This window comes from Alphaproteobacteria bacterium (genome assembly GCA_040220875.1).
Lineage (GTDB): Bacteria > Pseudomonadota > Alphaproteobacteria > JAVJVX01 > JAVJVX01 > JAVJVX01.
On record JAVJVX010000005.1, the window covers coordinates 245,906 to 263,735 of the forward strand.

Here is a 17,830-nt window from a genome sequence, read left to right on the forward strand (position 1 = left end):
CGCCGGACGAATGGCGCCGCCGGGATCGGACGTCCATATCGGGCCAAGCCACAGGCGCCGGAAGCGCGCCGGGCGGGGCGGGACTTGCCGCGGCCCCCCGATTTTCGTCCTGAATGTGGATCAAATTCCTTGGCTGTTTCGTTTTTGCCACGCCCGGAAAAATCTGTCAGTCAAACCGGCCGGTTAAGTGCAAGCCGTTGTGACTGGTGTTTTTTTTGGCCCTATGATACGGAGATTGCGCGCCGCATGGGGAGCGGTGAAATTACCCCGACAAGCAGGCCGGCGCGCGTATTGGGAGACCCGTCGTTCATGCGTATTCTGACCTCTCGCCAAGTTTTCGAGACCACCGCCACGCCGTCGCACCGGCGCGCCGGCCATCGAGCCGCCATTGTGCCGCTGCTCGCCCTGGTGCTGAGCGCTTGCGCCTCGACTCCCGAAGCGGAAATCGCGGACGTCAACGGCGCGCATGACCCATACGAAGGCTTCAACCGCTCGATGCACACCTTCAACATGAAGGCCGATGAATACGTGCTCAAGCCGGCGGCCACCGCCTACCGTGACAATGTCCCCGAACTGGCGCGCAAATCGGTCTCCAACATGCTGAACAACGCCGGCTCGGTCGTGGTCCTCGTCAATGACGTGCTGCAATGGAACTGGGGCCGGGCCGGAGTCACGGCACAGCGCCTCGTGACCAACACGATCGAAGGCGTCGGCGGCATGGTCGACGTGGCGGCGACCCGCGGTATCCACCGCCATGACGAGGATTTCGGCCAGACTCTGGCGGTCTGGGGGGTCGACGAGGGACCCTATCTGGTTCTGCCCCTTCTTGGTCCGTCCAATCCGCGCGATGCCGTCGGCCGGATCGTGGACGGGTTCTCGGACCCCATGGCCTATACCGGGGCGACAGCCGTGAGCCCGTCGATCTTTGTGGCCAATGCGGTCGATTCGCGCTCGGAGACTCTGGGCATCCTCGAGGATATCGAGCGCTCCTCCCTTGATTATTACGCGACACTGCGCTCGCTCTACCGCCAGTCGCGGCGCAACGAAATTCTGAACGGCGCCGAGCCCGAAGAACCCGCGGCCGTTTTCTCCCCGGGCGGGCGACCCAGCTATGATCCCTCGGTTTTCGAAGAATTCGACGAGATCGACGAACCGGCGGTTGACGCGCCGGGCGGCGCGACAGACGATGACAAGGGGAAAGAGACGCCTTCCTCTTCGACCGGCACGCCCGAACGGTCGCAGACATCGGAAGCGACCTCGCAGACCCTATCCCTGCTGGCGGAGTAGCCCACCCATGACGACATTCATGCGCTCCCTGAAGCGCGCATTCCTGCTTATCATCATCGCAGCCCCGCTGGCCGCGCCCGCATCCGCCGCCTTCCCGGAAGGCGCGGACACGTTCGTCCGCGGGATCGGCGATCAGGCCGTCGAGACGCTCAAGGACGAGACCCTGTCACGCGACCAGATCGAGGAGCGCTTTCGCAAGATCTTCCGCGAGACCTTTTACGTTCCGGCCATCGGCCGTTTCGTGCTCGGCAAATACTGGCGGCAGGCGTCAGAACAGCAGCGTCGGGAATTCCTCGACCTGTTCGAGGAATTCATCGTTCGCACCTATGCCAAGCGCTTCAAGGACTATACGGGCGAGACCCTGCAGGTCCGGGAGGCACGCCAGGCAAGCGACACGCAGGCTATTGTGATCTCCGAAATCGTCCGCCCCGAGGCCCCGCCCATCAAGGTGGACTGGCGGGTCGGCATTCCCAAGGACAGCCAGGATTACCGCGTCTATGACGTAACGATCGAGGGCATCAGCATGGCCGTCACCCAGAGATCGGAGTTCGCGACCGTTATCCAGCGGCGCGGCAAGGGCGTGGACGGGCTGCTGGAGGCGCTGCGCGAGAAGATCGCCGAGCTGAATACCTGACCGGCGCCTCCCCGCGGGGGAAACGGCACCATCGAAAAACCCGGCTCGTGGCCGGGTTTTTTTGAGCCTGAAATCCCGGCGGGACGGGTCAGTTTCGCGCCAGCGGCCGGTACTTGATGCGGTGCGGCTGGTCCGCTTCCGCCCCCAGTCTCCGGCGGCGATCGGCCTCGTAATCCTCGTAATTCCCCTCGAACCATTCGACCAGGCTGTCGCCCTCGAAAGCGAGGATATGGGTGGCGATCCGGTCGAGAAACCAGCGGTCATGGCTGATGATGACGGCGCAGCCCGGGAAATCACCGAGCGCCAGCTCCAGCGCTCTCAGCGTGTCCACATCGAGATCGTTGGTGGGCTCGTCCAGGAGCAGGACATTCGCCCCTTCTTTCAGCATTTTGGCGAGATGCACCCGGTTGCGCTCCCCGCCCGAAAGCTGGCCCACCTTCTTTTGCTGATCAGCGCCACGGAAGTTGAAGGCACCGCAATAGGCGCGGCTTTGCACCGTGCGATCACCGAGTTCAATTTCGTCGTCACCGCCAGAGATTTCCTCCCACACCGTGGCAGAATCCTTGAGCGTATCGCGGCTCTGATCGACATAGCCCAGTCGGACCGTCTCGCCGATCCTGAGGGTACCGGAATCCGGCTTCTCCTGGCCCACGATCATCCGGAACAGCGTCGTCTTGCCGGCACCGTTGGGCCCGATCACGCCGACGATGCCGCCGGGCGGCAGGCGGAAGCTCAGGTCGTCGATCAGAAGCTGGTTCCCGAAGCCCTTGCGCAGATGCTCGGCCTCGATCACCTTGTCACCCAGACGCGGCCCCGGCGGAATGCGGATCTGCGCCGGCCCACCGCTCTTTTCCTTGCTTTTCGCGACCAACTCCTCATAGGCGTTGATGCGCGCCTTGCTCTTGGCGCGCCGGGCCTGCGGTGTCTGGCGAATCCATTCCAGCTCCCGCGCGAGGGTGCGTTGCCGGGCGCTTTCCTCCTTCTCTTCCTGTGCCAGACGTTTCTGCTTCTGCTCCACCCAGGCCGAGTAATTGCCTTCGAACGGGATCCCCTCGCCCCGATCCAGCTCCAGAATCCAGCCCGCCACGTTATCCAGAAAATAGCGGTCATGGGTGACGGCCACGACCGTCCCCTCATATTCGTCGAGAAAACGCTCCAGCCAAGCCACTGATTCCGCGTCCAGATGGTTGGTCGGCTCGTCCAGCAACAGCATATCCGGCTTTTGCAGCAGAAGGCGGCAGAGTGCGACCCGGCGGCGTTCGCCGCCCGAAAGCTTCGTCACGTCCGCATCCGGCGGCGGGCAGCGAAGCGCATCCATTGCAATATCGACCTGGCGCTGAAGATCCCACACGTTCGCCGCCTCGATCTTCTCCTGAATCTCGGCCTGTTCCTCGATCAGCGCCTGCATCTCGTCGTCGCTCATTTCCTCCGCGAAACGCGCGCTCACCGCCTCGAACCTGTCGAGGAGCGCCTTGGCCTCGGCAACACCCTCGAGGACATTCTCTTCCACCGTCTTTTCGGGATCGAGATCGGGCTCCTGCGACAGATAGCCCACCCGCACGCCATCGGCCGCCCAGGCCTCGCCCGAGAACTCGGTCTCGATGCCGGCCATGATCTTCAACAGTGTGGATTTCCCCGCGCCGTTCAGGCCCAGCACGCCGATCTTGGCCCCCGGCAGGAAAGAGAGCCAGATGTCCTTGAGAACCTGCCGACCCCCCGGATAGGTCTTCGACAGGCCCTTCATCACGTAAATATACTGGTGGGACGCCACGTAAATACTCCGATTGGGTTGTGCGGTCTTTTGGCCCCGCGTTCTAACCCATCGGCTGCCCCGCTGGCGAGGGCTTATCTCGGAAGCGCGGCCCGGAGGACGGCCTCGGGACCGAGCGCCGGGCGCGTGGCCTTGCGCGGCGACTGACGCCGGCCGGATTTGGAGAGAAACCCTCGGAACCGCCAGGGCGCGCCCTGGCACGGATAAGACCGTTTCAATCCGCCCGTCCGCGCGCGGAGCTCAGGGAAGTTCGGGCGCCTCCGCCAGGTCCAGCCTGACCCCGCTGAGTGCCATGAGACGGTCGAGGTCGTGAATCCGAACCCGGCGGGCCGTGTAATCGAGACACCCCTCGTCCCGGAGGGCCTTCAGCGTCCGGCTGACATGGACCTTGGTCAGGCCGAGAATTTCGCCGATCAGCTCGTGGGTAAGCGGGCAGAAAAATTCCTCGTCCCGCACCTGGCCCACCTAGCGAAGACGAAGATAAAGATCGAGAATGAGGGAGGCCAGCGCCCCCTTGGCGAATTGCATGCCGGCCAGATCGATCCGCCACAGCATTCGCCGAAATACCGATCCGACCAGGCGGCCGATCGAGTCGCCGCCGCTCCTGTCGTCGGCGAGCGCGGCGCGAAGGCCCCGGTTATCGAACTCGCAGACAGTCGCCGCGGTCAGCGTCCTCACCGTGAATTCGGCCTTTTCCGTGAACAGCGTGTGATAGCTGATCGATTCGCCGGGCAGCCGCGTGTCGATGACGCGCCGGCGGCCATCCATGCCGCGCGTGTACGCGACAGCCCAGCCCGATACCAGCAGCATCAGGCTGGCGCCCGGCTGCCCTTCGCGCAGGACGGTTTCCCGCGGCCCGAACTGCCGGATCGATACCCAGGCCGGGTGCCCTTCGGGCTGGCCGGCTGCCGGGCAATAGCCATGCACGCGGTTGACCGCGCAGGTGGCACAGGGCAGATCGCTCCGTATGTCGACTGGCGGGCCCCCGTTCATGATCTTTCCTCGAGGCGTCTCGCATCCGCGACGCCCGGGAAAGTCCGTCGCCGGATCCTGTCCCGTTGCCGACCGAGCCTGCCGGCCATTTGACGGATCACCTGGTTGCACGATGTTACGCATATCGGGGGATATACGTAGCTGGCGCGTGACCGGATTTCATATTCTGGCGAGCAAGCCATGGGATTTCCGAAATTGTTCCTGTTCCAATGCCGGTCCGGCGAATTGTCGCGGGCCCCAACAAGACCGGCCTGTACGCAGAAAAAGGATATCCGACCGATCATTGGTAACTACGCGTAATACGCGAATATATTTCAAAAATGTAAAATCCCGGAAAATGGTAATCAAAAGTCGACAACATTTGTCGTGTTTTGAAAAATGCACAAATTCCTAGGGATAAGAAGATATGCCTGTGCCGAATCGGGGCGGAACGGCCTGCGATCGTCTGCAATTTTACCGGGTATTAAGGAAAATCCCTGACACTCTGTCCCACGTTGGAACGAAGGCGGGGTTCCGAAGGACCGCTCCGCCCGACGGGCGCTGGCTTCAGCCGCATACGGCGGCGTGCGCCGGGCCCATCACCTAATTGGGGAAAACAGGAATGTTGAAAATGAAATCGCGCTCGGATGTCTCGCGTGAGGCAGAGGGGCAGAAGGAACGCCTGCAAGACGTTGCGCAGGCCGGCGCCCAGCCAGCGAATTTGCGGGCTGAGCGCGATCGCCTTCAGCAGATGGTCGATGGCATGCCGATCAATGTGGTCATGTGCGACCTGGATGATTTTCGGATCATCTATGCCAACCCCGCCAGTATCCGGACCCTGCAGAAGCTCGAGCATCTCCTGCCCTGCAAGGCGGACGAGCTCATGGGGCAGAGCATCGATATCTTCCACAAGCACCCGGAACACCAGCGCAAGCTGCTGGCCGACCCGAAGAATCTGCCGCATTCGGCAGTCATTCAGCTCGGCGACGAATATCTCGATCTTCTGGTGACACCGATCCTGAATGATGAGGGCGATTATATCGGCCCGATGCTGACCTGGAATGTCGTGACCGAAAAGGTCAAGGCGGACAGGGACGTCAGTCAGCTGAAGGACATGGTCCAGAACATGCCGATCAACGTGATCATGTGCGATCCGGTTGATTTCAAGATCAATTATCTTAATCGGACGAGCATCGAGACGCTCCGCAGCATCGAACGCCTCCTGCCCTGCAAGGCGGACGAGCTCATGGGGCAGAGCATCGATATCTTCCACAAGCACCCGGAACACCAGCGCAAGCTGCTGGCCGATCCGAAGAACCTGCCCCACAGGGCGACGATTAAGCTGGGCGAGGAATCTCTCGATCTCCTGGTCACCGCCATCATCGACCAGAACGGCAATTACATCGGCCCGATGCTGACCTGGACCGTCGTGACGAGCCAGGTCAATCTGGCGAGCCGGGTCAGCGACGTGGTGGAATCGGTCGCAAAGGCAACCGGCAATCTCAAGAGCCTCGCCACCGGCATGTCGGCCAACGCCGAAGAGACCAACAAGCAGGCGGCCAGTGTGGCAGCCGCGAGCGAGCAGGCATCCGCCAACGTCGAGACCGTGGCGGCGGCGGCCGAGGAGCTCTCGAAATCCATCGAGGAGATCAGCCGCCTCGTGAACGAATCGAGCAAGACATCACTCGAAGCGACGGAAGCGGCGGAGCATTCCAACACCACCGTGCAAAGCCTGGCGAGCGCGGCCCAGAAGATCGGCGAGATCGTGGACCTGATTCGCGACATCGCCGGACAGACCAATCTGCTGGCGCTGAATGCGACGATCGAGGCCGCCCGTGCCGGCGAAGCCGGTAAGGGCTTCGCCGTCGTGGCCAGCGAGGTGAAGAGCCTGGCCAACCAGACCGCCAAGGCGACGGAAGAAATCGAGTCGCAGATCGCGGAGATTCAGGGCACCACAGAGCAGGTGGTCACCGCCATCGGGCAGATCAAGGAGACGAGCATCGCGAACCGCGAGGCGTCGACCTCCATTGCCTCGGCCATCGAGGAGCAGAATGCCGCGACCCAGGAGATTGCCCGGAATGCTCAGGAAGCATCGACCGGCGTTCAGGAAGTCTCCAACAACATCAGCGGCGTCACCCAGGCCGCATCGGAGACGGGAACGGCCGCCGCGCAGGTGACGACAGAATCCGATCAGCTCTCCATTGAGGCCGAGAACCTGAAAAGGGAAATCCAGGCCTTCATCGAATCCATGGGCAAGTAACACCGACGCCCGATTTCTTTTTTCCCGCAACTGGATCCGGGGCCGGCATGTCCGGCCCCGGATTTTTTGCGCGCGGCGGCCGGCCCGGCGCCAAGATCGCGATCGGAGCGGCGCGCTCGTATGGACGCGTGGAATCGGGGTTTGTATGGTAGCGGCCATGATCGTCCCGAGCCTTCCGCGTCCGGGGCGCCGCCATTCCGTATTTCAGCCGCCCCGCGGCCGGAAGCGGGGGTCAGCGCTCCTGTTCTTTCTCGCCGCCTCGCCCGCCCTGGCCCAGGCACCGCTCCTGCCCTCGAGCGGATACCCGGGCGGCGCCTCCCCGCCAGGTTCTCAGCCGCCGGCCGCGCCGCCGGCCCCCGCATCACCGCAATCGGGACCGATCCGGACGTCCGCGCCCGCGCCCGCGCCCGCCACCCCGGACGCCCCGCAGGACGAAGCGACTTCCGCTTCCCCCTGGTCGGGCGCTATCGAACTGGGCGCCAGCCAGTCGACCGGCAACACGGAGGAACAGGATCTTTCGACCAGACTGTCGCTCACCTACGACAAGAAACGGTGGCGCCATCAGGGGCTTGTCGAATTTTTCCTTTCGACGGAGGACAACGATCTGACCGAAAACGAACTGACGGTCCGGCTCGAATCGGACTATCGGTTGACGGAAAGATTCTTCGGCTTTGCCGCGGTGGAATACGAGGATGACAGGTTTAGCGGGTTCGATTATCGGGTGACCGCCAATCCCGGCATTGGCTATGCGGTGATCCTGCCCAAGCCTGTATCATGGGAGCTTCGCGCCGGGCCTGGTTACCGGTTTTCAAAGGTTGCGGGGACGGGCAAGACCGAGACCGAGGTGATCGGGCGCGCCGAGAGCACTTTCAAATGGGACATCACGCCAACGGCGACGTTTACCAACCGTCTCGAGGCGGTGACCGGCGAGGAGCGAACGACCTCCACGGCCGAGACGGCGTTATCCACGCGGATCAATCAGGCGCTGCGTCTCAAGCTGAGCTTCAAGGCCGACCATGATTCCAACGTGCCGGCCGGAACGGAGAAGCTGGACACCAAGACGATCGTCTCGGTCGCCTACGAGTTCTGACGTCCCACGCTTGCCGGAATAAAAAATCGCCCGCCTCCGTGATGAGGCGGGCGACTGGATCAAGCCGGAACCGCGGCGCTTAGTCCATCAAGGACAGCTTTTCAGCGGCCTGTTTGCCGTTGCGGCCCATCTGGAGTTCGTATTGAACTTTCTGGCCTTCGCGCAGGTCGTCGAGGCCGGCCTGCTCAACCGCCGAAATATGCACGAATGCATCGGCCGAGCCGTCCTCCGGCTGAATGAATCCATAACCCTTGGTCCGGTTAAACCATTTAACTGTACCGACTGCCATCGTCGTCTCCTTAACAAGTGATGATCTGGCCACCCCCGGATCGGCACCGAAGGCGGCGAATTAGCCTCAACACTGTCCTAGAGCAACGAACCTGGTCGGTATGACCCGGTGTATAACCCGTGGGCGTTCGAGACCTAACCTGTCACGTATACCGGGAAGCCAGATAAACGCAAGCGGATTCAGACGATCGTCGCGCTCAGGGCAGGCGCGTACGGGCGCCCGGGTAGGGACGCCCGGGTCGCCCTCGACCGCCCGGGCATCGAGATCGGGTATAATTATTTGGGATTATGCCGTTTTTTCCGCACCGGCCGGAACGGGGCGACTCGGGCAGCATTTCTGCCCTACCCGGCGCCGCGCGCCGCCCGCCCGGGCGGCTCGTCGCGCCCAAGGGGCAAGTGGTGCTGCGGGTCGATTTTCATCGCCCGGCGCCGTTCGTAGACCGCCGCCGCCAGCCCCTCCCTCGGCAGGCCCTGGATCATGAAGCCGGCCTCACCCTTGCCCTCGACATAGTTGCGCCAGCCCTCTTCCCGGCTCTCCGGTTTCTCGACATAGGCCCAGGGCTCCTGAAGCCCCGCCTTCAACTCCTCGCGCCATTCCCCGAGATCGATCCCCTTGATCGTCTCCACAAAGGTTTTCTTGTAGCGCCCATCAAACCCGCGGGCATTGAACGGGCAAACCTCGAGACAGATTCCGCAAGCATTGTAGCTGCCCCAATAGGGCGCGCACGCCGCCGTATCGACAACCCATTTCGTAATGCCGCGCACCTCTTCCTTCTGGTGGGAAATGGCGTCGCCCGGGCAATAGGTGACACACATGTTGCAATTGGCGCAAAGGTCCTCGACACCGTGATTTTCGACCGAGTCTCGCGCCGCCGGCAAATCCGTGGTGACCGCCGCCACGCGAAACGAACAGCCGAGCTCCCGGTTGATCAACGAGCCGTGCTTGCCCAGCTCGCCCAGACCGGCGGCCCGGGCGTGAGGCAGCATGTTGATCTGTTCGAACCGCAAGCTGTGAGCACGGGCCGGGTAGCCCTGTTCGCGAATATAAGCGCCGAGCCGGGTGGCGATGGCACCGGCCTCGGCATAGACCCGGAGCACTTCGCGCACATGGCGGGGCGTCGCGCCAAAGCGAATCTCGTCATATTCCATGGGAACCGCGATCATGACCACATTGGCATGCGGTACATCATGGCCCTTATAGACGTGAAACGGGTCCAGTCCGGTGATGCCCACCAGCGTCGCACCAAGCGCCCTGGCCTTTTCCTTGATGTCGCGGGCCGCCGCTTCGGGACTGTCATAGGCGGTCTTGGTCTCGTTGACGGGCCCGTCCACATCGAGCACGCATTCAATCGTCTTCTGATCGTGGCGGACCGCTTCCTCGTCGTAAGGGCCCGAGAAAATATCGTATCCGAAACTGCGAACGACCTGGGTCGGCTCGACGTATTCCAGATCCGGGCTGTTCCATTCGGGGATAACACGACTGCGGGATTCTTCGGCCATGGTCTCCTCCCTTTTGTCCGTCCATCGCGCCTGGTCCGGCAGTCTAGAGATCCGGACTGGGGACTGAAAGGGGCGCCCGGCGGGCCGCGCTCACGGCGTCCAGTCGAAATACTCGAGATGGTCGCGTAAATGGCTTGTGCTCGGAAAGCGGCGGCAGATCAGGTCCCGGCGCAGGCCCCGGCAGATGGCCTTGATTTCGGGCGGCTGATTGCGGTAGTGGCGCCGCCCGCCGGTCATTTCATAGAGAAGCGTGACGAGCTGGAACAGATCCTCGAGCCGCCTGTCCGGGTTCGAGCGCCCATAGTTGAAGAAATCCACCACCTTGAGATCGAAGAAAATGCCGCGCGGATGCACCATGATGTTTTCGGTGTGGAGATCGCCATGATATTCGCCGCTCAGGTGAATCTGCTCGATTCCCGAAACGAGTCCGTGCAGAAGGTGAAGCGCCTTGAAGCTCGGCAGCCGCCGGCCCGGATGAGCGGTGATGAAGTTCTGCAGCAGCATGCCGTCGACATATTCGCTGATCAGGCAGGTCACCGGTACGCCCTGGAACAGCACCGTCTCGGCATGGTGATACTGAATGACAATGGGACAGTGGCGCAGCCGTTCGAGCTTGATCGCGTAGCTGCGGGCCTCCCGGTCCTTCAGGTTGCGATGCGGAAAGAAAAGCTTTGCCGCGCGCGGCAGACCCGTTCTGATCTCCGAAACGCGGTAAACCTCCCCCTCGTACCCGCGTCCGAGAAACTCCTCGACGACATACTTGCCGCCGATCACCCGCCCGATGGGCAGCCGGAATCTGGTAATCCTGGGTTTGGCGAGGCGGCGCGTCATGGGCCAAGACTTACGTCCGGAGCGGGAAAAAGACTAGGGTAAAGCACGGGCACCGGCCCGGCCTGGCCCGCCCCCGGCGCTGGCCGGCCTGGCCCCGCCGGCGGCAGGTTTCCGGAGAATTTCGGGGCTCGCCCCGGTACCCTCCGGCGGGTCCTTACCCCGTCACAATTTTACATCTAGACTTGTCCCGTCAAGGGGTGCTCGCAGCACGGGTGCCCCGGGAGCGCATCCTCACATCAGACAATCATTGAGTCAGGGGGAAACAAATCATGGCTGAGGTCCCACCCGAAGAACGGCCGGGCAGCCGGCCGAGAAGCAAGAACGCGGCTGTCGCCACGGCGGGCGGCACGCTGGGTTCGTTATACGGCGTCTCTTACGGTGCAACTCATTCGGTCCAGATATCCGCCGCTGTGCCGGAACTTATCCAGGGCACCTTGCTGACGGCGAGCGAGGCGGGCGCCGTCGCGGCCGCACCGGCCGCGGTGGCCGGCGTCGTCGGCGCCATCGCCGGCGCCAAGGTCGAGGACGAGGTGACGGCGCGCACGGGCAGCCGGGCCGCGGGCGTCGCGGCCGGCACCGGGGCCGGCGTGGTCGCCGGCGCGATCGTCGGCGGCATCATCGGCACCTTAGTCTTTCCCGGTGCCGGCACGGCCGGCGGCGCGGTACTGGGCGCGAAGATCGGCGCCGTCGCGGGCGGCATCGGCGGGCTGATCGGCGGCCTCTGGGACTAGCACACCGGGCCCGCGGGGGGCGGACTGGCACACCCGCCCGCCCCCCGCTTCTGGCACCCATCCTGGAGCGAGGAGGACAAACCTATGCCTGATCCCATGGAACGCCAGCGAGTGCGCGGCGGCGCGGGTGTCTGGAACCCGGTCAGGAATTGCTGGGAGTTTACGGATATCTACTGGGAGGCAGGGTTCCCGCTCGACCTCGAGTGGTTGAGTGATGACTGCTTCATCAGCCGGGTCGAGATGACGCTGTGGATCCAGGTCAGTTGCCTCGTCCGGGGCAAGAGCGGCGAACTGGAACTGATCGAACGCCGGCGGGAATCGTCGCGCTCCTACATTCTGGCCGAGCGCCATTGCCGGCCGGGCCCGGAAGGGGAATGGGACGAAACGGCGGAAGAGGCCTGGGTGGAGAACGCCGGCACCGAACATCCGGTCCACGAAAGCTGGGACGTCGACGGCGAGTTCTGGAAGAGCGCCGACAACGATTAGCCAAGCCCGCCCTGCTCCCGGATGAAGGCGGCCACTTTGTGGACGCCCTCATCATTCCTGATCTGGGCAAAAAGATACGGCCGGTCGCCGCGCATCCGGGCGGAATCCCGGTCCATCACTTCGAGTGACGCGCCTACCAGCGGGGCAAGATCCGTCTTGTTGATAACGAGCAGATCGGATCGCGTGATGCCCGGCCCGCCCTTGCGCGGAATCTTGTCTCCGGCCGAGACGTCGATAACGTAGATCGTCAGATCCGCCAGTTCGGGCGAGAACGTCGCCGCCAGATTGTCTCCACCCGATTCAATCAGAATGAGGTCGAGGTCCGGAACCCGCAGCTTCATGTCTTCAACGGCAGCCAGGTTGATCGACGCATCCTCGCGGATCGCGGTATGCGGACAGCCGCCAGTCTCGATCCCGACGATCCGATCCGCCGGCAAGGCCGTGTGACGCAACAGGAACTCGGCATCCTCGCGCGTGTAAATGTCGTTGGTAATGGCCGCAACCGACAGATTGTCGCGAAATTCGCGACACAGCGCCAGCGTCAGCGCTGTCTTGCCCGAGCCAACCGGGCCGCCGATACCGACGCGCAAGGGACCGTGGGGAGATTTCATGCCTGCCATACTCATGAGCGGAACAACCTCGTGTGCTGTGTTTCGTGACGCATCGACGCGATATCAGCACCAAAGGCGACACCGCCCAGATCGTCGGGGTCAGCCGCGATCGCACGATCCGCGATCCCGGCCACCAGTGGCGCCAACCGGGCAATGACGCGCTGGCCATCGGTCTGGCCGAGCGGCACGAGTCGCACCGCAGCGGAGACGAGATTCTGGGCCCAGGCATGAAGGTATAGCGAGAGGCTCTCCTCCAGCCCGGCCCCCACGATCCGCGCCGCGCGCGCCACTGCCACCGGGTAGGCGGCGGGACCGAGTTCGATCCCCCAGGCGTCGCTGACGACCCGCGCGAATGCGGCGCCCTGGGCCATGGTTTCGAGCCGGCGTTCCGAACTTGGGCAGAGGGCGGCAGCCAGAGATGAGATCTCGTCGCTGGCCGGCGCGCGCCAGGCGGCAGCGAACAGTACCGCATCCGACCAGCCGGCCCCCGCTGCCAGGCAATCGGCGAGAAATTGGTAGAGACTGTCGCCATCGCCGATATCCCCGCTTTCGACCAGCCACTCTATTCCGTGGGAATAGCTGTAGGCGCCGACCGGGCAGGACGGGGACAGCCAGGAAACAAGCGTCAGAAGTGCCACGGGATCAGTCGGTGACGGCATGGCCATGCCCGTGATCGTGCCCATGATCGTGCCCATGATCGTGCCCGTGTATACGCCCCAGCCCGTAGGCGCCGCCTTCGGGCGTGAAGGGCGCGTCGGCATGTTCAAGGCGCGCGCCGAGACGTCGCAAGAGACCATCCAGAACATGATCCTCCCGAAGAACAAGGAAATCTGCGCCTATCTGACATGGCGTGTGACGATTGCCGATGTGCCAGGCGAGACGCGCAAGCGCTTCGGGGCTGTCGGCGCGGACCAGGGTCACGCGCTCGGGCGCAGCACGCACCAAGATCGCCGCGCCATCCTCCGTGATGAGGTGATCGCCTGCCGCCAGGCTGACCGTTTCGGCCAGATCGACGAGGCATTGCGAGCCATTGTCGAGGGTGAGCGATTTCCGGCGCAGGAACCGACCGTCATAGTCCAGCGTGACTGTAGTTGCCGGCGGGCCGCCCGTTCCGCCACGATCGATTTTACGTGCGATCATTCCACCACCTAGTACAGAAAATACCGCTGCGCCATCGGCAGAACTTCAGCCGGCGGGCAGGTCAGCAGAACACCATCGGCGCGCACCTCGTAGGTTTCGGGATCCACCTCGATCACCGGCAGGGCGTCGTTGAGCTTCATATCGGCCTTGGACAACCGGCGCAGGTCGCGAACCGGGACCACGGTCTTGGCCAGGCCCAGCCGGCTGCCAATCCCATCGGCCGCGGCGGCGGCGGAAACGAAACTCACGCCCGTCGCCGTCCGCGCCCGGCCGAAACTGCCGAACATGGGACGGTAATGAACCGGCCCTGGTGTCGGGATGGAAGCATTGGGGTCACCCATGGGCGCGGCCGCGATCATGCCGCCGATCAGGATCAGGTCCGGTTTGACCCCGAAGAAGACGGGATCCCAAAGCACGAGATCGGCCCGCTTTCCTACCTCGACCGATCCCACCTCGTGGGCGATACCTTGGGCAATGGCCGGATTGATGGTGTATTTGGCGATATAGCGTCGGGCGCGAAAATTATCGTTTCCGGCCGAGTCCTCCGGCAGCGGGCCGCGCTGACGCTTCATCTTGTCCGCCGTTTGCCAGGTGCGGATAAGAACTTCACCGACCCGCCCCATCGCCTGGGAATCGGATGCGATGATGGAAAACGCCCCGAGATCGTGGAGGATGTCTTCGGCCGCGATGGTTTCCTTACGGATGCGGCTTTCGGCGAAGGCGATATCTTCCGGTATTGACGGATCGAGATGGTGACACACCATCAGCATGTCGAGATGCTCCTCGATGGTATTCACCGTATAGGGCCGGGTCGGGTTGGTCGAGCTGGGCAGCACATTGGGCTGGCCGCACACGCGGATGATATCGGGTGCATGGCCGCCGCCGGCGCCCTCGGTGTGAAAAGTGTGGATGGTCCGACCCTTGAATGCGTCGATCGTCACCTCGACGAATCCGGACTCGTTCAGCGTATCGGTGTGAATCATCACCTGGATGTCGTGGTCGTCGGCGACGGACAGGCAGTTGTCAATTGCCGCCGGTGTGGTCCCCCAGTCCTCATGAAGTTTGAGCGCCAGGGCCCCGGCGCGCACCTGCTCTTCAAGCGGCCCGGGAAGGCTCGCATTGCCCTTGCCGGCGAAGCCCAGATTCATCGGAAAACTGTCGGCCGCCTGCAACATACGCCCGATATGCCAGGGTCCCGGCGTGCAAGTGGTCGCGTTGGTCCCCGTGGCCGGGCCGGTGCCGCCACCCAGCATGGTGGTCACGCCCGACATCAGCGCTTCCTCGATCTGCTGCGGCGCGATGAAATGGATGTGACAGTCGATTCCACCGGCCGTGAGAATCTTTCCCTCCCCCGCGATGGCCTCCGTGCCGGGGCCGATAACGATATCGACATTGTCCTGGATATCGGGATTGCCCGCCTTGCCGAGCGCGACGATCCGCCCGTCGCGCAACCCCACATCCGCCTTGAAAACGCCGGACCAGTCCAGGATCACCGCATTGGTGATGACGGTATCCACGGCACCATCGGCCCGGGATGCCTGCGACTGACCCATTCCGTCGCGAATGACCTTCCCGCCGCCAAATTTGACTTCCTCGCCGGGATGGGCTGCGTCGTGCTCGATCTCGATGAAGAGATCCGTATCGGCGAGGCGCACACGGTCGCCCGTGCCAGGGCCATACATGGCCGCATAATCGCGCCGTGACAGTCGGTACGCCATCAAAGGTCCCCCGAAATATCGCCCGAAATATCGCCATGAAAGCCGAACACACGCCGGGCACCCGCAAACGGGACGAGATTAACCTCGCGCGTCTGGCCGGGCTCGAAGCGTACGGCCGTACCGGCCGGAATATCGAGCCGCTGGCCGCGCGCCGCCGCACGATCGAAGGCAAGGGCGGGATTAGTTTCAGCAAAATGATAGTGCGAGCCCACCTGCACGGGCCTGTCCCCGGTATTGGCAACGCGAAGCGTGGTCACGGCCCGGCCCGGATTGAGCACCACCTCGCCTTCTGCCGGCAGGATTTCGCCCGGGATCATCGACCGCGCCCGCGCCTGATGAAGACGGCAGCCCCGACCGCCAGGACAAGCGCGATGAAGATCCCTTCAATACCGTGCGGGTGGGCATGCGATATGGCTTCCTGATGCGCCACGGCGGCGGTTGGCAGAACAGTCAGCAAAGCGCAAAGCAATCTCATCGGGCACCTCATCATCTTACGGGTGTATGAACGGTGACCAGCTTGACCCCGTCGGGAAAGGTCGCTTCAACCTGAACGTCGCGGATCATCTCTGCGACGCCTTCCATGACCTGATCACGAGTCACCACATGCGCGCCCTCGTCCATGAGTTCGGCGACGGAGCGGCCGTCGCGCGCGCCCTCGATCACGAAGTCCGAGATCAGCGCAACCGTTTCCGGGTGGTTCAGCCTGACTCCGCGCTCCAGTCGCCTTCGGGCGACCAGGGCGGCCATCGAGATCAGCAGCTTGTCTTTTTCCCGAGGGGTCAGGCGCATGGGCCCTCCAAGTCAGAGACTCCAGACACGCGGCAGGGGCCGGCCGGTGATGACCGGCAGCAGACGGCTCAAGTCGCCGCGCAGCGTTTCCGCATCCGGCGCGAGAAGCCGCAGGACCAGCGTGCCCTCCACAACACTCGCCCCTCCCCTGCCCGCCGCCGTCGTCAGCATTTCACGCACCTCGTCCAAGTCCGCCTGCCTGATCGCCCCATGGGCCACGACGGTGGCATAGGCCCGGTTGTCGCCGAGGAGGGCGTGATCGGCCAGCCGGTCCCAGTCCTTGAGGCGCGTGGCGTCGGCAAACACCAGTCTCCCGCTGCAATAAACACGCCAGTCATCGCGCAACTCGCCCCGCGTTACACGCTCGCCCATCCGGTCCCGGCCCAGCATGACAGCCTCAAGCCCGACGAAGTGCGCATCGGGCGCCAGATCGACCCGCAAATTACGATGCAGCACCGCCCCATCAAACACGATCGTCTCCTGCGGCAGCCAGTGAAGGGTAGCGCCGGCCGCGACATCAAGCCGGACCGCCACCCTCGTGGCCCCCGACCCGGCCCGGTAGATCCGCTCCGCCGCCTGGCTCGAGAGGGATAGCGCGGCGCCCGGCCCGGCTTCGGCCGAATGCGCGAGCCGATCGCCGCCGGTGAGGCCGCCAGCCGTGTTGATCTGAACCGCTTCCAGAAACGCGTCGCGCGCCGAAGGCAGGCGCAGCTTGCAGGCTCCCGCCTGATGCAGCCGGGCCAAGACCGTCCTGCCCGTTGGTCCGTCGGCCACGGCCCTGAGATGGCTTTTCCCCACCGTCCGCTCGAACACTGTCGGGTCTTGTACGGCCATTCGCTGTTCCGCGGGAGAGACTGCAAATCAGCCCCGCCGTGCTGAGAAGATCGGGAGATCGAAGGGCGAAGTAAGGCCGCCAAGGGAGTGCGGGTCAAGAATTGGTTCCGGCCGGTGACGACGCTGCCTCTCAATTCGGCACCTGAACGGGAGGATGCGCAAAAACCGGGCATTTCCCGATCTATTTGGACGCCGCGGCCTCCCGGACCGCCTCCAGATCGCGGGCAAGATCGGCCCGTACGAGGGCCGTGACGAGCCGGGGGAACTGCTTCTTGGGCACGAGACGGGCGAGTTCTCGGGGCCGGGCCGGCAGACCCAGGGGCTGCGCGGCCGCGCATGCCTTCCGGTCCGCAAAGGGGTAGAGCTCGTCCCAGGCAAGCTGCATCTCGCGAAAGAAAATATCTGCCCCCACATCGCCGATGCCCTTGAAGGCCTTGAGGCGGCGGCGCTCCTCGGCCGGATCCTCGCCGGCCGCCCGGCGCAGGCGGCGCAGGTCACCCTTGTATTCCGACAGTAGCCACGCGGTACTGTCGGCCAGCATTCGAGCCGTGCTTTCGTCATAACGGGCATAGCCGGCGCGGTTGAGCACGCGGACCCGCTCGCGCCACGTGCTCGCCGCCATGGCCTGAGGCGTGCGCCAGCCGGCGTGCGCCAGGGCCCGCGCCGCCGCGATGGCCTGGCCGGCCGAGATCCGTGCGCTCATCAGAAGCGCGGCGCAAAGCCAGCGAAAAAGCGGAGATGGCTTGTTGCGGCCGAGGTCCAGACCCAACTCTTCCGAGAAAGTCCGCCCGTGACGCTCAAGCAGGACGGTAACGAGGCGTTTCCGTTTAGCGGTGCTGACGGTCATGAAGGCCCCCGCGGCGGCTGGCTGACACTGCCTTGTGCCAC

20 protein-coding genes are annotated in these 17,830 nt (G+C 63.9%); 6 read left to right on the forward strand and 14 right to left on the reverse strand.

The window, feature by feature from the left end:
* The first annotated feature begins 309 nt into the window (after positions 1-309).
* Positions 310-1,287, forward strand: coding sequence for a VacJ family lipoprotein (locus RLQ26_03415; GenBank protein ID MEQ9087769.1), 978 nt, complete (start codon positions 310-312; stop codon positions 1,285-1,287).
* A gap of 7 nt (positions 1,288-1,294) precedes the next feature.
* Positions 1,295-1,921, forward strand: a complete 627-nt coding sequence (locus tag RLQ26_03420) for an ABC transporter substrate-binding protein (GenBank protein MEQ9087770.1) — start codon at positions 1,295-1,297, stop codon at positions 1,919-1,921.
* 88 nt (positions 1,922-2,009) lie between these two features.
* Here the strand turns inward: RLQ26_03420 and ettA are convergent, their stop codons facing one another.
* From ettA to RLQ26_03435, 3 genes are all read right to left on the reverse strand, one after another.
* Positions 2,010-3,692 (reverse strand): energy-dependent translational throttle protein EttA, encoded by a 1,683-nt coding sequence (gene ettA / locus RLQ26_03425; GenBank protein MEQ9087771.1) that lies wholly within the window; start codon positions 3,690-3,692, stop codon positions 2,010-2,012.
* 240 nt (positions 3,693-3,932) lie between these two features.
* Positions 3,933-4,148 (reverse strand): helix-turn-helix domain-containing protein, encoded by a 216-nt coding sequence (locus RLQ26_03430; GenBank protein MEQ9087772.1) that lies wholly within the window; start codon positions 4,146-4,148, stop codon positions 3,933-3,935.
* 9 nt (positions 4,149-4,157) lie between these two features.
* Entirely contained in the window at positions 4,158-4,685 is a 528-nt protein-coding gene (locus tag RLQ26_03435; GenBank protein ID MEQ9087773.1) for a Crp/Fnr family transcriptional regulator, read from the reverse strand.
* A gap of 601 nt (positions 4,686-5,286) precedes the next feature.
* Between RLQ26_03435 and RLQ26_03440 the strand changes: the two genes are divergently transcribed.
* A complete protein-coding gene (locus RLQ26_03440; protein MEQ9087774.1) occupies positions 5,287-6,924 on the forward strand; it encodes a methyl-accepting chemotaxis protein in 1,638 nt (545 codons plus the stop codon).
* 145 nt (positions 6,925-7,069) lie between these two features.
* Positions 7,070-8,014, forward strand: a complete 945-nt coding sequence (locus tag RLQ26_03445; GenBank protein MEQ9087775.1) for a DUF481 domain-containing protein — start codon at positions 7,070-7,072, stop codon at positions 8,012-8,014.
* A 79-nt stretch (positions 8,015-8,093) separates the two neighbouring features.
* Here the strand turns inward: RLQ26_03445 and RLQ26_03450 are convergent, their stop codons facing one another.
* The 3 genes from RLQ26_03450 to RLQ26_03460 all read right to left on the reverse strand — a co-directional run bounded on the left by RLQ26_03450 (position 8,094) and on the right by RLQ26_03460 (position 10,633).
* Positions 8,094-8,303, reverse strand: coding sequence for a cold-shock protein (locus tag RLQ26_03450; GenBank protein MEQ9087776.1), 210 nt, complete (start codon positions 8,301-8,303; stop codon positions 8,094-8,096).
* 341 nt (positions 8,304-8,644) lie between these two features.
* On the reverse strand, positions 8,645-9,802 hold the full coding sequence (locus RLQ26_03455) for a 4Fe-4S dicluster domain-containing protein (protein ID MEQ9087777.1): 1,158 nt from the start codon (positions 9,800-9,802) through the stop codon (positions 8,645-8,647).
* A 90-nt stretch (positions 9,803-9,892) separates the two neighbouring features.
* Entirely contained in the window at positions 9,893-10,633 is a 741-nt protein-coding gene (locus RLQ26_03460; GenBank protein MEQ9087778.1) for a protein kinase, read from the reverse strand.
* 269 nt (positions 10,634-10,902) lie between these two features.
* Here RLQ26_03460 and RLQ26_03465 point away from each other — a divergent pair, with 269 nt between their 5' ends.
* Complete coding sequence (locus RLQ26_03465) at positions 10,903-11,364, forward strand: hypothetical protein (GenBank protein MEQ9087779.1); 462 nt, start codon at positions 10,903-10,905, stop codon at positions 11,362-11,364.
* A gap of 84 nt (positions 11,365-11,448) precedes the next feature.
* On the forward strand, positions 11,449-11,850 hold the full coding sequence (locus RLQ26_03470) for a hypothetical protein (GenBank protein ID MEQ9087780.1): 402 nt from the start codon (positions 11,449-11,451) through the stop codon (positions 11,848-11,850).
* Here RLQ26_03470 and ureG read toward each other — a convergent pair.
* The 8 genes from ureG to RLQ26_03510 all read right to left on the reverse strand — a co-directional run bounded on the left by ureG (position 11,847) and on the right by RLQ26_03510 (position 17,789).
* Positions 11,847-12,461: an urease accessory protein UreG gene (gene ureG / locus RLQ26_03475; GenBank protein ID MEQ9087781.1), complete on the reverse strand. Its 615-nt coding sequence runs from the start codon at positions 12,459-12,461 to the stop codon at positions 11,847-11,849. The two genes, RLQ26_03470 and ureG, sit on opposite strands and share 4 nt — an antisense overlap.
* Positions 12,462-12,472: 11 nt before the next feature.
* Positions 12,473-13,156, reverse strand: coding sequence for an urease accessory protein UreF (locus RLQ26_03480; protein ID MEQ9087782.1), 684 nt, complete (start codon positions 13,154-13,156; stop codon positions 12,473-12,475).
* Positions 13,104-13,601, reverse strand: a complete 498-nt coding sequence (locus RLQ26_03485) for an urease accessory protein UreE (protein ID MEQ9087783.1) — start codon at positions 13,599-13,601, stop codon at positions 13,104-13,106. The genes RLQ26_03480 and RLQ26_03485 overlap by 53 nt, the downstream gene beginning before the upstream one ends.
* A gap of 8 nt (positions 13,602-13,609) precedes the next feature.
* Positions 13,610-15,319, reverse strand: a complete 1,710-nt coding sequence (gene ureC / locus RLQ26_03490) for an urease subunit alpha (protein MEQ9087784.1) — start codon at positions 15,317-15,319, stop codon at positions 13,610-13,612.
* Positions 15,319-15,636, reverse strand: a complete 318-nt coding sequence (locus RLQ26_03495) for an urease subunit beta (GenBank protein ID MEQ9087785.1) — start codon at positions 15,634-15,636, stop codon at positions 15,319-15,321. The genes ureC and RLQ26_03495 overlap by 1 nt, the downstream gene beginning before the upstream one ends.
* 169 nt (positions 15,637-15,805) lie before the next feature.
* Entirely contained in the window at positions 15,806-16,108 is a 303-nt protein-coding gene (locus RLQ26_03500) for an urease subunit gamma (protein MEQ9087786.1), read from the reverse strand.
* Positions 16,109-16,120: 12 nt separating this feature from the next.
* Positions 16,121-16,942 carry an urease accessory protein UreD gene (locus RLQ26_03505; GenBank protein ID MEQ9087787.1) on the reverse strand — a complete coding sequence of 274 codons (822 nt, stop codon included), beginning with the start codon at positions 16,940-16,942 and terminating at the stop codon, positions 16,121-16,123.
* A 181-nt stretch (positions 16,943-17,123) separates the two neighbouring features.
* Positions 17,124-17,789 (reverse strand): hypothetical protein, encoded by a 666-nt coding sequence (locus RLQ26_03510; GenBank protein MEQ9087788.1) that lies wholly within the window; start codon positions 17,787-17,789, stop codon positions 17,124-17,126.
* Positions 17,790-17,830: the final 41 nt, after the last annotated feature.